Genomic DNA, 14,469 nt, shown 5'->3' with positions numbered 1-14,469 from the left:
CAAGACGAAGACGAAGCACTCCAGGGCGAAAAACGCAGGTATCCGCCCTGGATTGCCCAGTTGTTGATTTTTGGGCTTCGCTCCTCGCAATGACGGATTGCGTGTTTTTGGCGACAAATGAACCGCTCATGCGGGTTTTCGGCCATACCTGCGTCGTTGACCCGATTGCCCTGGATCTCGGGAGGACGGCAGTCACCGATCGGGCGTTGACGTGTTCACCTCATCCCCGTTGCCCTGGGACGGCCACGCGGACGCTTTGACTCGCATGGCCGTCATTGGGTAAAGCGAGGAACCGATTGACCCTCGCCTTGCGGCCGGCCCATGCCAACGTCCCCACTGACCGTCCTCGATCAGGTCTCCGCGCCGTCCCCTCGCCACGATCCGCTGGACGTGTTGGAGCGGGCAATCCGGGACGCTCTGGAGGGAATCGAGGCGGCCCGGCCGGGGTCTCTCGTGAGTCTGAGCGTCCCCCTCCCCGACGATGGCGCCTCCGCCAGCACCGGTGTGGCACCGGGCGGTGACTGCCGTTGGTTGACGCCGGGCGAGGACAGCGCGTTTTACGGCGCCGGCGCGGCGTTTCGGCTCGCGTTGCGAGCATCGGGCGACTTCGACCCACATCGCAGGGGCTGGGTGGTCCTGGGTGGCGACGGGACCGTGCCGCCGCCGGTGGCCTTCTGGACGCTACCACCGGCGCTCGACACCACGGCCCCGGTGCTGTGGGTCCCCCGCGTCCTCATGCGGCGGCAAGCGGGGCGGACCTCGCTGACGGTCAGCCTGCGGCGAGGGACGGCGCCAGTCGCCGAGATGGCGCGCGTCTGGCTGGCGGAGGCACGGGGGTTGCTGGCCGGCCGGTCCCACGGCGAGGTTCCGGCGATCGCCGCCCGCACCCCGGGGTGTGACCAAGCGGAATGGGCGGATCGGGTGCGACGCACCACCGAGGCCATCGCCGCTGGTCGTCTCACCAAGGCGGTGTTGGCGCGGCGGCTGAGCATTCGCCTGACGCGCGCGGCCGACCCGACCGTGCTCGCCGACCGGCTGGCAGACCTGCATCCGTCCTGCAGTACCTTCTGTCTGCCGCACGGCAACGGCCACGTGGTGGCGGCCAGCCCGGAACGGCTGGCGGTCAAGCGGGGCTCGCGGGTGGTCAGCAGTGCGCTGGCCGGAACCGCGTGCCGGCACGCGCGGACCGAGGACGACGACCGAGCCGCCACCGACCTCCGTGCCTCGCCGAAGGAACGGCGGGAACACGCCATCGTGGCCGACGCCATCGCCGAGGCGCTGGCCGAGGTCTGCGACTCCGTCGACCGCCCGGAGACCCCTGGACTCATGCGGCTGCGACAGGTCCAGCACCTGTGGACGCCGGTGACGGGGCACCTGCGGCCCGGGGTCGGATTCCTGGACATCGTCTCCCGGCTGCATCCCACGCCGGCGGTTTTGGGCTGGCCCCGGCGGGCCGCCCTGGACTGGTTGCGAACCATGAACGAGGGCCGCGACGGGCTCTATACCGGGGTCGCCGGCTGGGTCGACCGCGATGGCGACGGCGAGGCGGCTGTGATCCTGCGCTCGACCTCCGTCGAGGGTCGGACGGCTTCGTTGTGGGCCGGCGCCGGCATCATGGCGGAGTCGGACCCGGCCCGGGAATGGGCCGAGACCGAATTGAAGCTTTCGACCATGCTCAGTCTGTTCGGCGATCCATGAGCACCCCGGCGGACGTGACCCAAGCATGGGCCTGGGCGCTGCTGGATGGTCTTTCCCAGGCAGGGGTGCGGCGGGTCGTGATCTCGCCCGGCTCGCGCTCGACGCCGCTGACGCTGGCCGCGCTGCGCCACCCCTCGTTGATATCGCGCGTTATCATCGATGAAAGGTCGGCCGCGTTCCATGCCCTGGGACTGGCCAAGGCCGAGGCGAACCCGGTGGCGGTGATCGCGACGTCGGGGTCGGCCGTGGCCAACTGGTTCCCGGCGGTGGTCGAGGCCGACATGGGGCGGGTGCCCCTGATCCTGCTGTCTGCCGACCGCCCGCCGGAGTTGCAGGACTGCGGCGCCAACCAGACCATGGACCAGATCGGGCTGTTCGGCGGCCATGTGCGGGCGTTCCATCCGTTGCCCCCGGCCGAGACGGAAACCGGCTGGCTGGCGCCGCTGGCGGCGCGGGTGGTGGCCGCCAGCCTGGAGCCCCTGCCGGGGCCGGTTCACGTCAACGTACCCCTGCGCGAGCCGCTGGTGCCCCCGGCCGACACCGGCATTCCCGCGTCCGTCGCGGCCCCGCACCGGCGTCTGGCGGCGCGGGCACGCCCTTCAAGCGATACCCTCGAAACGCTGGAGCGCGTGATCGCGGGCGGGCGTGGCGCCATCGTCTGCGGCACCGAGGACCTGGGCGCCGACGGCCGCGCGGCGGTGCTGGACCTGGCGGAGCGGCTGGCGGTGCCGGTGTTCGCCGATGCGCTGTCTGGCCTGCGGTTCGAGGCCCGCACCCATACGGGCGTGCTGGCCCATCCCGATCAGGTGGCGCGCGCCGCGCCGCCGGCCGACTGGGTCTTGCGCCTGGGCGGCACGCCCGTCGCAAAGGCGCTGTCCACGTGGCTGCAACAGGCACGTGGCCGTCCGCAGGTGGTGGTGAGCGCGACGCCCCGCGTGGCGGATCCGGAAGGCACCGCGACTCACGTTACGCACGCCGACCCGGGCGAGGTGTGCCGCGGCCTGACCGGACCCAAGGGACCGGACGACTGGCTGCAGGAGGTGCAGGCCCTTGACGACGCCGCCGCCACCGCCGCCGAGGCGGTGTGCGAGGACAACACCCCGTTCGAGGGCAGCGTTCTGCGCCGGCTTGTGCGCGCGCTGCCGCCGGGGACGCCGCTGGTGCTCGGCAATTCGCTACCGGTGCGGGCGTGCGACTGGCTGGCTGGGCGAGTGCCGGACGGCCCGCGTCCGTTCGGCAACCGGGGTGTGTCCGGCATCGACGGCACCCTGTCCACCGCGTTCGGCATCGCCGCCGCGAAGGGTCCCAGCGTCGCCGTCGTCGGGGACCTCACGTTTCTGCACGACCTGGGCGGGCTCGCCCTGGGGCGCGACCTGCCCCTGGTGATCCTGCTGCTCGACAACGGCGGCGGCGGTATCTTCGACCACCTGCCGCAAGCCAGCTTGCCGGAGTTCGAACGGGGCTGGCTGACCCCACCCACGCTGGACGCGATCACCGCCGCGCGGGCTTTTGGCCTATCCGCCGAAACGATCGCCACCACGGATGACGCCGTCGCGGCGGTGTGCGCGGCGCTTGACCGCCCGGCCGCGTCCGTCATCCGTCTGCCCATCGACCGGGCCGAGAGCCTGCGCCGGTTCCGGTCCTTTTTCGCCACCCGTCCCCCCATTCGCCCCCCAGGGAGCCCTGCTTCATGACCACCGAGACGTTCGACTGGCAGCCCGTGTCCGGCACCGACTACACCGACATCCTGTTCGACACCTTCGAGGGCATCGCCCGCATCACCATCAACCGCCCGCACGTGCGCAATGCCTTCCGGCCGGAAACGCTGGAGGAGATCATGGACGCGCTTCACCGAGCGCGGCTCGATCCGGATGTTGGCGCGGTGATCCTGTGCGGCGCCGGGACCGAGGCGTTCTGCGCCGGCGGCGATCAGAAGGTGCGCGGCGAGCACGGCGGCTACAAGAACGAGGCCGGGGTCAACCACCTGAACGCGCTCGACCTGCAACGCATGATCCGCACCCTGCCGATGCCGGTGGTGGCCATGGTGGCCGGCTGGGCCATCGGCGGCGGCAACGTGCTGCATCTGGTGTGCGACCTGACCATCGCCGCCGACAACGCGCGCTTCGGTCAGACCGGCCCGCGCGTCGGCAGCTTCGACGCCGGCTTTGGCGCCGGCTTGATGGCCCGCACCGTGGGCCTGAAGAAGGCCAAGGAGATCTGGTTCCTGTGCCGTCAGTACGACGCCCGGCAGGCGCTGGACATGGGCCTGGTCAACACCGTGGTGCCGCTGGCCGACCTGGAGCGGGAGACCGTCACCTGGTGCCGCGAGATGCTGGTCTTGTCGCCGACGGCCCTGCGCGTGCTCAAGGCCGGGTTCAACGCCGACACTGATGGCCTCTCGGGCATCCAGGAACTGGCCGGCAACGCCACCGCCCTGTTCTACATGACCGAGGAAGGGCAGGAGGGCCGCAACGCCTTCAACGAGAAGCGGTCGCCGGACTTCAGCCGTTATCCGCGCCGCCCCTGATGCGCATCGCCGGCGCCACGGTTCATCCCTACGCGCTTCCGCTGGTGCGGCCGTGGGTGGCGTCGCGGGCGACCCTGACGGAGCGGCGCGGCCGGCTGTTGGCGGTCGTGGCGGATGACGGGCTGGTGGGCTGGGGCGACTGTGCGCCCCTGCCGAGCTCCGGCGAGGCGGGGCACGCGCGCGTGTTCCAGGCGCTGGACGCGGCGGCGCGGACATTGCCGGGGCGCGACACGGCGGAGGTGCCGGACGACGACTTGCCCGAGGTGCCCGAAGTGCGCTGGGCCATCGAGACCGCCCTGCTCGACCTGGAGGCCCGCCGCGCCGGCCTGCCGCTGTGGCGGTTTCTGCGGGCCAGTGTCACTGTCATGGCGGGGAGCGAAGGGACGGGGGCTCGCAATGACGCGCCACGAACCATCTCCCCCGTCCGCGTGGCCGTGAACGCGGCCCTGGGACCACTGGACCCGGGGTGCGCTGATCGGGCAGAGGCGGCGGCGGAACGGGGCTTCGCCGTCGGCAAGATCAAGGTCGGGGTCGGGCGCATCGACGATGAACGGCGCGCCCTGGCCGCCGTGGTCGACCGAACGCGGGGACGGCTGTCGCTTCGCCTGGATGCCAACCGCGCGTGGCCCGAAGCGGACGCGCGAAGGGTCCTGGACTCCCTCATCGGGCGGCCCATCGACGGCGTCGAGGAACCGCTGGCCGACCCCACGCCGGCGGCGTTGGCTCGGCTGCAACAAGATTTGCCATTCCCTCTGGCCGCCGACGAGTCGCTGCCGGTGCTCGGCCTCGATGCCCTACTGCAGGCCCGCGCCGTCCGGCGGCTGGTGGTCAAGCCCGCCCGCCTGGGCGGGATTCGGGCAACGCTGGCCTTGGCGACGAAAGCGCGGGCGGCCGGGGTCGAGGTTGTGCTGACGTCCGTGGTGGACTCGGCCATCGGCGTGACGGCGGCCGCCCATCTCGCCGCCGCGCTGCCAACGGAAAACACCCACGGCCTCGGCACGCTGGACTGGCTGGCGCGGGACGTGGCGCCGGTGCCGGTGATCGTCGATGGTGCCCTATGCCTTCCCGCCGGCCCCGGCCTCGGCCTCGTGCCCTTGGGCGAGGCGTCGCAAGGCTGACCGATCCGGTTTGCCGGTGGCTAGGCGTGGCAGGCTCTCGACCCTGACCGCCGCGCGGGGGCGCAGAGCCCCCGGCACATGCGCCCGACACCACTCAAGCACGGACTCCGACGTTCCGGACCCGGCGAAGACCGCGACGACAACCTCGCCCCACACCGGATCCGGCCGGCCGGTCACGGCCACGTCGTCCACCAGGGGACAGGCGCCAACCAGATCCTCGACCATCGTCGGCAGCACCTTCTTGCCGGCGCTGACGATGACGTCGTCGGCGCGGCCGCGAATCACAAGATCGCCGTCCCCCGTGATCTCGGCCAGATCGGCGGTCACGAACCAGCCATTGACCAGGCCGTCGCCCGGCCGCAGGTCCGGGTTGGCGTAGCCGGCCATGACCATCGGCCCGCGCACTTTCAGGCGCCCGTTGCCGTCAAGTGCCACCTCGGCTCCCGGCAGCGGCGCGCCCACATGGCCCGCCCGCCACGGACGCGGCAGCCCTTGCAGCGTGGCCACCTGGGACGCCGTCTCGCTCATTCCGTAGGTGGGCCGGATCGGCCAGCCCAGGCCGGCGGCCCGTTCCGCCAGATCGGCCGACAGAGCGGCGCCGCCGATCAGCACATGGCGCAGCGATCCGGGCGCCCGGCCAAGGTCGCACAGGCGCGCCAGCATGGCCGGCACCAGGGATAGATGGGTGACGCGGTCGTCCCGCACTGACGCCATGACGCGGTCGGCGTCAAAGCGGTCGTGGATCAACGCTTTGGCGCCGGCCAGGGCGCACCGGGTCAGGATGGAATAGCCGCCGATGTGGAACAGCGGCAGGCAGGCCAGCCATGCGTCGCCGGGGCCGAGCGGCGTGCGCGCGGTGCTGGCCCGTGCCGCCGCCTCCAGTGCCACGCCGGTCAGCATCACGGCCTTGGGGCGGCCGGAACTGCCGCTGGTTGCGATCAACAGGGCGACACCGTCTCTCGCCTGCCACGGCGCCTCTCGGCCCGAAGGACAGGCCAGGACAGACGCCACCGGCACATGCCGGCGGTCGGCAACGGCACGGTCGGACACCACCAAGGACACCCCGGCCTGATCCAGCAGGTCGGTGATCGTGGTCACTGGCAACGCGGGATCGACCGGGAACAGCGGCACCGGCACCAAGGGTGCCGCGTGCGCCAGGATCGCCACCACGGCCGCCGACCCGCTGAGCACGGCCACGGGCCGCCCGGGGTCTGCGCCGGCCGCCCGCAGCAGCGCGGCGGCGGCCTCGGCCCGCCGCGCGAGGTCGCGCGCCCACAGGTCCGTTTTGGTCTCGCCGGTTTGCTCGGTCATCATGCTGGCCGAACCGCTGTCATCATCGTCGTCATGTCCGTCAGAACGCCAAAACTCTCTCCTGTTCGGCCCGACTCGGCCCCATCAATCTGCGGCGGCGTTATCAACAGGTCAATCACCTCAGCCCATTGCGGATTCGCTCGGTCCAACGATCATAGGACAACTCCCTCCCGATGTTCTGCCAGGGGCGCCCAGCGGGAGGCCCTTGACCCACCCCAGCCGGCTTTGCGAGTCTAGACAAACACGTTCGGCGAGCCTGCCCCTGTGACTCCGGGCCGGTCGGGCGCGGTCACAGTCGATTCTTCGTTCGCCAACCGCGCCAACCACGCGCGTCCTCATGTGCCGCCCGACCTTCCATTTTTGCGACGCGGCCCTTTCGCGCATCCCGCCATGGCCTTGCGTCGCCGTTGCGGCGTTCTCCCTCAAGGCTCGCACCTGCGCGGCCGCGCCGCCGCCGGGCACCCATCGAGACACGAAAACGCACGGAGCAAAGACACACTCATGGCCGAAAAGAATCCGGATAAGGGATACGTGGCCCTGCTGGGCTGGTCCCTGGGCGCCATCGACGCCGCCGAGCGTTTCGATCGCCGTTATGTCGTTGTCGCCCCCGACTGGGCCGAGCCCTACTGCGCGGAGCACGGCATTCCCTATGTTCCCTGGAATTTCGAGCGGCTCAACGAGCGCTCCATGGAGATCGCCGAGAAGCTGCGCGACATGGGCGTGGATGTCGCCATCCCGCTGTTCGAGGAAACGGTGGAATGGGCCGGCGCCATCAACTCGGTCATCCAGGGCAATCCGCGCCTGCACGGCCAGGCCATCCTGTTCCGCGACAAGGCCCTGATGAAGCGGCGCGCTCAGCTTGGCGGCATCCGTGTGGGCATTTTCGAGGAAGCCCATGATCGCGGCGATGTCATCCGCTTCTTGAAGCGGGTCAACCAGACCCTGCTGAAACTGGACGGCGACCCCAACGACCCGATCCACGTCAAGGCGTTCGACAAGGCCGGCTGCATGGGGCACCGCGTGATCCGCACGGCCGACGACATCGACACGATTCCCGAGGAGGAATTCCCGGTCCTGATGGAAAGCCACCTGGACGGCTGGGAATTCGCCGTCGAGGCCTGGATTCACAATGGCAAGGTGCAGTTCCTCAACATCTCGGAATATGTCACGCTGGGTTATTCCGTCTTCGTGCCGGCCTCGCCGGAGCTGGAGGCGTGGCGCCCGCGCGTCGAGCAGGAGGTCGAGAAGCTGATCAAGACCTTCGACATCGAGAACGGCTTCATCCACCCGGAGTACTTCGTCACCAGCGACGGCACCATGTACTTCGGCGAGGTTGCCTTCCGCCCGCCCGGATTCAAAGTCTTCGAACTTCTGGAACGGGCCTACGGGTTCAACGGCTACCAGGGGCTGATCGTCTGCTTTGACCCGAAATCGACGGAGGAGGAGATCGCGGCCTTCTTCCCAAAGGAGGTGGTGGACGCCACCACACACGCCGGCTGTTTCGGGGTCTATCCGCGCCGCCGGGTGGTTTCGAACCTGGAGATTCCCGAGGAAACCGAGAACCATCCGTACTTCGAGTCCCACGAACTGACGGCGCCGATGGAAAACAAGGTCACGAAACGCACGGCGTTCGGCACCCACTGGGGACTGGTCTACTTCGTGGGCGAGGACCCGGGCACCATGCGGGACCTGCTGAAGCATCAGGAAGACCTGGACTTCTATGTTTAGGCTCTTTTGACCCAAGGGGGATACGCTCCCACGTGCGTTCCCCCAAGGAGACCCAGCATGTCGGACTTGATCCCCGCCCCGCCGGCCAACGGCGCCCCACCCCCGACCACGGCGCCGGACGCGGCGGCCGATGTGGAGCGCCTGGGCGCGATGGTGAACCGCGCCCTGGACCGGCTGGAGCAGACCTCGGCCTTCGCCAAGCAGACCGCCCGGGGGCCGCTGCTGGACATCGCCGGACGCCTGCTGGCCAAGCCGGGCGGGGCGGAGGCGCTGTACGCCCGGGCGGCGCGCATCGAGGCCTCCGGCGTGTTCAGCGGCACCGACTGGGATCACCCGGAGATCCTGCAGCCCTCGCTGGCGACCGGCACGCTGGCCCACGCCGACCGCGCCACCGCGACCCTGGAACTGCTGAGCGAACTGCGCCTGCTGGCCGTGGCCCGGCGCGACCTGTTTCATCCGCGCATTTCGTCCGAACAAGCCCAGCACTTTCTGGCACAGTTGCTGGCTCTCAACCTCAACCGCCTGTTCGGCAGCCAGGGCGAGGGCGAGCGAGCCAATGCAACGCTCAACGCCGCCATTCGCAACCTCGTCGGCTTCATCGCCGAGCGCATCGGCTACGGCGAGATCCTGGCCTGCCTGAGCACCGAGATCGACCGCATCCTGGCCCAACGGCCGATCATGGTCGACGACGTCAAGCTGATGGTCACACGCATCGCCGCCTGCCTGCACGACCCGGCCATCAGCTCGGGCGGCGCCGGGCTGAGCGCGGCGCGCCTGGTCAGCGCGCTGTTCGGCCCCACCGCCGGCTGCCGGGAAGACCCCGGCCTGGAGGTCTACCGGGAGCGGCTGGCCGCCATGGACGACGGCGCGCTGCAGCAGGAGGCCCGCGCGTTTGCCCGCGCCATGCACGACACCGGGCTGGTGTCGCCCTATCATCCGGTGTTCCTGCGCCATGTCAGCGCCATGGAGCGCGGCGACCTGATCGGCCAGGCGTTGGGGCTGAGCAGCACGGGGGCGGAGGCGTTTTCCTGCTACGCGCCGCTCGTGAAAAGCCTGATCGAGGCGGCCATCACGCCCGACACCACGCAAGCGGTCTACGGGCTGGCGTTGTTGCTGGAACGCGGCCTTCTGTTCGATCCGGCCATCGGCCCGGCGCTGTGGGGGCACATTGGGCTTGAGCCCTGTCCCGCCGCCGCGCGGACCCTGGTGGCCGCGTTCGGCGACCGGCAGCCGCCGGCCACCCTGCTGCTGGCCGGAACCATCAGCGTGCTGGGCCAGCCGCTTGGCATCGGGCAGGGCAACAACCCCACCTGTCAGGCGGCGCGGGCGCTGTCCATGTGGGCGTTGGCGGCGCCGGACTACCTGCTGCATCTCCTGACCCGGGCGGCCCGCGACGACGACATCGTCATGGTGTTCGAGGGCCGACGGCTGTCGTCGGCGTCGCTGTCGGCGGGTCTGGCGCCGACACCGCCCATCGACGTCGATCCGGTCTCCGTCGTGCTGGTGTCGCACCTCGACCGCATCTACATTGAAATGGGACGCCAGTGCGCCGGCCGCCCCGGCGATCCCCACGCCTGGGTGAACAGCGCCATGCACGGCTGGTGGGTCGGACAGGACACGGCGCTGGCCGTCGATCTGCCCGGCGGAGAGCTGGCCGCCACCGCCGACCTTTTCGTGCGCCTGTTCCATGGCCTCTATCACCCGCTGTACAACGGCAACAAGCCGGTCACCCATCCCCAGCCCGCCGGCATCGCCGTCACCGACAGCCTGGGGCGCTTCATCGGCTGGCACGCCATCACCATCCTGCGAGTGGGGCTCGGTCCCCAGGGCGACATGCGGGTGTTCTTCTTCAACCCCAACTACGACAGCGGCCAGGACTGGGGCCAGGGTGTGATCGTCTCCACCGACGGCAACGGCGAGCGCTTCGGCGAATCCTCGCTGCCGTTCGAGCAGTTCACCGCGCGCCTCTACCTGTTCCACTATGACGCCTGCGAGGAAGGCCAGAGCGACGCCGTGCCGGCCGAGACCGTCGACAGCGTGCTGGCCATGGCGCGGGCCACCTGGGCCGCCGCCAAGGCCCCGGCGGCGTGAGACCGAGCGCCCACGAGAGGGATCCCGAGGTCCGAAGCCGGGCGCGGACCCGGGCGGCGCATGTGAGGCTGTGCGGGGGGCGTGGCGTCGCTCGTTTTCGTGGCGTGGCGTCACGCAGGCAAGGCCACCTCCCGGATAGGGATCCCCCCCAACGCCCAGCCCCCGCGCCGGGAACCGACGCGGGGGCGGAGAGGACGGGCGAGCCTGCTCGCCAAATATACCGCTACCGTTACGCCGCTTTCTGGCTCAGGCCCAGCGTGGCCCAGACGTCCAGCAGCGAGGCCACCAGGTGGTCCATCAGGTCGTCGTCGTGCAGCGGCGTCGGCGTGATGCGCAGGCGCTCGGTGCCGCGCGGCACGGTCGGGTAGTTGATCGGCTGCACATAGATATGGTGGCGGGTCAGCAGCAGGTCGGAGGCCTGCTTGCACAGCCCGGCGTCGCCCACCAGCACCGGCACGATGTGACTGACCGAGTCCATCACCGGCAGGTTCAGTTCGCGCAGGCGGCGCTTGAGGGTGGCGGCGCGTTCCTGGTGGCGGATGCGCAGCTCGTTGTGTTCGCTCAGGTGGCGGATGCTGGCGCAGGCGCCGGCGGCGATGCCCGGCGGCAGCGACGTGGTGAAGATGAAGCCGGCGCCGAAGCTGCGCACGAAGTCCACCAGGTCCTGGTCGCCGGCGATGTAGCCGCCGATACAGCCGATGGCCTTGCCCATGGTGGCCTGGATGATGTCGATGCGGTCGGCCACACCGTCGCGCTCGGCCACGCCGGAGCCGCGCTCGCCGTACATGCCGACGGCGTGCACCTCGTCCAGGAAGGTCAGCGCGCCGTGCTTCTCGGCCACGTCGCAGATCTCGGCGATGGGGGCGATGTCACCGTCCATCGAGTACACCGACTCGAAGGCCACCAGCTTCGGCGTTTCCTTCGGATACTCGGACAGCAGGCGGTCCAGATCCTCCGGGTCATTGTGCTTGAAGATCTTCTTCGGCGCGCGGGAATGGCGCACGCCCTCGATCATGCTGTTGTGGTTCAGCGCGTCGGAGAAGATGACCAGATCGGGGATCTGCTGGCCCAGGGTCATCAGCGTGGTCAGGTTGGCCACGTAGCCGCTGGTGAAGACCAGGGCCGACTCCTTCTGGTGCCAATCGGCCAGCACCTCTTCCAGCACCACGTGGTGGTGGGTGGTGCCGGAGATGTTGCGGGTGCCGCCGGCGCCGGCACCGCACAGGCTCACCGTATCGGCGATGGCGCTCACGACCTCGGGGTGCATCCCCATGCCCATGTAGTCGTTCGAGCACCAGATGGTGACCTCGTGGGTCCCACCCTCGCGGTGATTGATGGCTTTCGGAAACTTGCCGGTGCGCCGTTCCAGGTCACAGAACACGCGGTACCGCCCCTCCTCGCGCAGGTCGCGCAAACGGTCCGCGAAGTAGCTCTTGTAGTCCATCGGTCACGTCCTCTCGATCAGACGATGCCCCGATCCACGTTGCGTCCAATTCCCTCGTCGCGGACGGTAACCCTGTCCCGATGGGCATGGCAACGGCAGGCGGGGGAGTCTTGCAGAAATTTTAGGGAAATACGCACGCCCGGCGGCCCGAACCCCGGCGAGGCGGCGGTTTGCCCCGCACCAAGCCCCGGATGCGCGCCGCGCCTCACGCCGCGATCACCCCTTCGCCGCGCGCCCAGGCCCACGTATCGTCGAGGGCCAGGGCGACTCGGTCGACCATGGCGTCGATCTCCTCCTCCGTGATCACGAGTGGTGGCGAGAACGCCACCGTATCGCCGATGACACGGGTGATCACCCCGCGCCCGTGCAGGTGCCGGCCCATGGCAAGGCCGACCCCCTGGCCGGGATCAAACGGCTGGCGGGCCGCCTTGTCCCGGCTCAATTCCACGCCACCGATCAGGCCGACGCCGCGCGTCTCGCCCACCAGCGGATGGTCCGCCAGCCCGCGCAGGCGCTGCTGCAGGCGTGGCCCGACGGCGGCGGCCTGGGCGAACACGTCGCGCTCCTTGTAGATCGCCAGCACCTCCAGCGACACGGCGCAGGACACCGGGTGGCCGCCATAGGTATAGCCGTGGCCGAACATGCCGATGCGCCCGGCGTTGTCGCGGATGGCCTGATAGACCCGCTCGTTCAGCATCAGGGCCGCGATGGGCAGATAGCCGGACGAGAGCTGCTTGGCGCAGACCAGCATGTCCGGCTCCAGACCGAACGTCTGACAGCCCCACGGATTGCCGGTGCGGCCGAAGCCGCAGATGACCTCGTCGGCCACGAACAGAATGTCGTGGCGCTTCAGCACGGCCTGGATCTTCTCGAAATAGGTGGGCGGCGGCACGATCACCCCGCCGGCGCCCATGACCGGCTCGGCGAAGAAGGCGGCGATGGTCTCCGGCCCCTCGGCCTGGATCAGCGCCTCCAGTTCCTCGGCGCAGCGGGTGGCGAAGTCCTCGGGGCTCTCGCCGTCGGTGCCAAAGTGGTAGTGGTGCGGGCAGGTGGTGTGCAGCACCCCCGCCATCGGCAGGTCGAAGTCGCGGTGGTTGAACGGCAGCCCGGTGAGGCTGGCGCTGGCCAGGGTGACCCCGTGGTAGGCCTTGGTGCGGCTGATGAGCTTCTTCTTTTCCGGCCGGCCAAGGGCGTTGTTGTAGAAGCGGATCAGCTTGATGGCCGTGTCGTTGGCCTCGGAGCCGGAGTTGCAGAACAGCACCTTCGACATGGGCACCGGCGCCATGGCCAGCAGCGCCTCGGCGAGTTCGATGCCCGGCGTGTGCGCCTTGCCGCCGAACGGGTGGTAGAAGCCCAGCGTGCGGAGCTGGTCATAGGCGACCCTGGCGATCCGCTCCTCGGCGGAAAAACCCAGCGACGTGCACCACAGGCCGGCCAGGGCCTCGATGTAGTCCTTGCCGTCCTCGTCAAAGACCCGAACACCCTCGCCGCGTTCGACGATCAGTGGCCCGTTGGCCTCGTGCGCCACGGGGTTGGTATAGGGGTGCAACTGGCTGCGGACGTCGCGCGCGGCGGCCGAATTGGGGCGCTGAAGCGAGTTCATCGGGGGGCAGTCTCTCCGGGCGGCGGCACCGAACGATCGCCTTGGGGGCGCGGTTCAGGGCCGTGGCCCGCCCGCGCCGCGTCCTTCGGAGTCAGGACGGGCCGGTTTCCATTTTTCACCCGGTCACCTGAAGCCCGTGGCCCCGCCGAGTCAAGAGAAATTGACACAAGGCCGGGCCGATGTCACGGGCCAGGGACAGCGCGGCGGGCGAACAACGGCGGATCCGGGATCGGCGGGATCGTGTCCTTATTCGGCTGCGATGTCGCCAGAGCCGCCGGCAGGGCGCCCTGTCCGGCCGGCGAAATCACGAGGTGGTGAGGTGGTCCCCGTGTTCGCGGATCGCGAGGGAGTCGCCCGGCACTCCAAATCCCCCCGGCTTCCGGACCGTCTGGTCGGGGCCGTCGCGACAAAGCCGGGCACCGTGTTCGGCACCCATGAAACCGGGCCTCTCCCGGCTGGTTGAAGCGGTCGCACCCTCTTGCCGCCAGGCTATTCCCTGCCTTGCCCGCCGACGCTATGCCGCCCCTTTTTCAAGCAGTCTCCGGAGCGTTTCCGGATCACGATACACCAGGGCGATCAGCGTCTTTCCGGCATCATCCGGAACCGTGCGACGCTGTTCCCAGTTGCGCAACGTGGCCGTGGGAAGTCCCAACAGGGCCGATGCCTGAGCCTGAGACAGGCCAAGCATCGCGCGCGCGGCCCTGAGCATGGCCGCATGGTCAGGGGCCTTCAGGTCGATGTCACTCCAGTCGGGATTGTCATCGAAATCATCGGGGAAATCATTGGGCAGAACGTCAGCCATATCGGGCCTGCTCCCTTCGATTGGCTTTTCTGACACTGATCGCCCGAACGGCACCGTCCGCCGGGGTCCATACCGCGACAAAGGCTTATTCACTTGGCTCCGGTAGAAGCGCGATCTGGTACGACGGGGTCGCGTTGCGGCACAACA

General features: G+C 69.6%; 10 protein-coding genes. 6 read left to right on the top strand and 4 right to left on the bottom strand.

The window, feature by feature from the left end; genetic code table 11:
• Positions 1-321 precede the first annotated feature (321 nt).
• The 4 genes from Q0309_RS10455 to Q0309_RS10440 are packed head-to-tail and all read left to right on the top strand — an operon-like array spanning position 322 to position 5,343.
• A complete protein-coding gene (locus Q0309_RS10455; protein WP_299440325.1) occupies positions 322-1,698 on the top strand; it encodes an isochorismate synthase MenF in 1,377 nt (458 codons plus the stop codon).
• Entirely contained in the window at positions 1,695-3,392 is a 1,698-nt protein-coding gene (gene menD / locus Q0309_RS10450) for a 2-succinyl-5-enolpyruvyl-6-hydroxy-3-cyclohexene-1-carboxylic-acid synthase (RefSeq protein WP_299440323.1), read from the top strand. Before Q0309_RS10455 ends, menD begins: the two co-directional genes overlap by 4 nt.
• The gene (gene menB, locus Q0309_RS10445) at positions 3,389-4,225 is read left to right on the top strand and encodes a 1,4-dihydroxy-2-naphthoyl-CoA synthase (RefSeq protein ID WP_299440321.1); all 837 of its coding nucleotides are present in this window, start codon (positions 3,389-3,391) and stop codon (positions 4,223-4,225) included. The genes menD and menB overlap by 4 nt, the downstream gene beginning before the upstream one ends.
• Entirely contained in the window at positions 4,225-5,343 is a 1,119-nt protein-coding gene (locus tag Q0309_RS10440; protein ID WP_299440319.1) for an enolase C-terminal domain-like protein, read from the top strand. Before menB ends, Q0309_RS10440 begins: the two co-directional genes overlap by 1 nt.
• Here Q0309_RS10440 and Q0309_RS10435 read toward each other — a convergent pair.
• Complete coding sequence (locus Q0309_RS10435; protein ID WP_299440317.1) at positions 5,281-6,657, bottom strand: AMP-binding protein; 1,377 nt, start codon at positions 6,655-6,657, stop codon at positions 5,281-5,283. The genes Q0309_RS10440 and Q0309_RS10435 overlap by 63 nt on opposite strands.
• A gap of 498 nt (positions 6,658-7,155) precedes the next feature.
• On the opposite strand from Q0309_RS10435, the gene Q0309_RS10430 reads away from it, so the two are divergent.
• Both Q0309_RS10430 and Q0309_RS10425 read left to right on the top strand, forming a co-directional pair.
• The gene (locus tag Q0309_RS10430; protein ID WP_299440315.1) at positions 7,156-8,382 is read left to right on the top strand and encodes a carboxylate--amine ligase; all 1,227 of its coding nucleotides are present in this window, start codon (positions 7,156-7,158) and stop codon (positions 8,380-8,382) included.
• A gap of 57 nt (positions 8,383-8,439) precedes the next feature.
• Positions 8,440-10,473 carry a hypothetical protein gene (locus Q0309_RS10425; RefSeq protein ID WP_299440313.1) on the top strand — a complete coding sequence of 678 codons (2,034 nt, stop codon included), beginning with the start codon at positions 8,440-8,442 and terminating at the stop codon, positions 10,471-10,473.
• A gap of 229 nt (positions 10,474-10,702) precedes the next feature.
• Here Q0309_RS10425 and hemA read toward each other — a convergent pair whose 3' ends face one another.
• From hemA to Q0309_RS10410, 3 genes are all read right to left on the bottom strand, one after another.
• Entirely contained in the window at positions 10,703-11,917 is a 1,215-nt protein-coding gene (hemA, locus tag Q0309_RS10420; RefSeq protein WP_299440311.1) for a 5-aminolevulinate synthase, read from the bottom strand.
• 205 nt (positions 11,918-12,122) lie between these two features.
• The gene (locus Q0309_RS10415; protein WP_299440309.1) at positions 12,123-13,520 is read right to left on the bottom strand and encodes an aspartate aminotransferase family protein; all 1,398 of its coding nucleotides are present in this window, start codon (positions 13,518-13,520) and stop codon (positions 12,123-12,125) included.
• Between the two features lie 514 nt (positions 13,521-14,034).
• Positions 14,035-14,322: a helix-turn-helix domain-containing protein gene (locus Q0309_RS10410; RefSeq protein ID WP_299440306.1), complete on the bottom strand. Its 288-nt coding sequence runs from the start codon at positions 14,320-14,322 to the stop codon at positions 14,035-14,037.
• Between the last annotated feature and the right edge of the window lie 147 nt (positions 14,323-14,469).

The organism is uncultured Rhodospira sp., from assembly GCF_937138205.1.
Classification (GTDB): domain Bacteria; phylum Pseudomonadota; class Alphaproteobacteria; order Rhodospirillales; family Rhodospirillaceae; genus Rhodospira.
Note: the sequence above shows the minus strand (reverse complement) of the source record. Positions and strands in the feature narration are given on the sequence as shown.

Bases quoted from the DNA above. Each gene is read 5' to 3' on its own strand.
- Q0309_RS10430 (WP_299440315.1), top strand. From the start codon at position 7,156: ATGGCCGAAAAGAATCCGGATAAGGGATACGTGGCCCTGCTGGGCTGG.
- menB (WP_299440321.1), top strand. From the start codon at position 3,389: ATGACCACCGAGACGTTCGACTGGCAGCCCGTGTCCGGCACCGACTAC.
- hemA (WP_299440311.1), bottom strand. From the start codon at position 11,917: ATGGACTACAAGAGCTACTTCGCGGACCGTTTGCGCGACCTGCGCGAG.
- Q0309_RS10410 (WP_299440306.1), bottom strand. From the start codon at position 14,322: ATGGCTGACGTTCTGCCCAATGATTTCCCCGATGATTTCGATGACAAT.
- Q0309_RS10435 (WP_299440317.1), bottom strand. From the start codon at position 6,657: ATGATGACCGAGCAAACCGGCGAGACCAAAACGGACCTGTGGGCGCGC.
- Q0309_RS10440 (WP_299440319.1), top strand. From the start codon at position 4,225: ATGCGCATCGCCGGCGCCACGGTTCATCCCTACGCGCTTCCGCTGGTG.
- menD (WP_299440323.1), top strand. From the start codon at position 1,695: ATGAGCACCCCGGCGGACGTGACCCAAGCATGGGCCTGGGCGCTGCTG.
- Q0309_RS10455 (WP_299440325.1), top strand. From the start codon at position 322: ATGCCAACGTCCCCACTGACCGTCCTCGATCAGGTCTCCGCGCCGTCC.
- Q0309_RS10415 (WP_299440309.1), bottom strand. From the start codon at position 13,520: ATGAACTCGCTTCAGCGCCCCAATTCGGCCGCCGCGCGCGACGTCCGC.
- Q0309_RS10425 (WP_299440313.1), top strand. From the start codon at position 8,440: ATGTCGGACTTGATCCCCGCCCCGCCGGCCAACGGCGCCCCACCCCCG.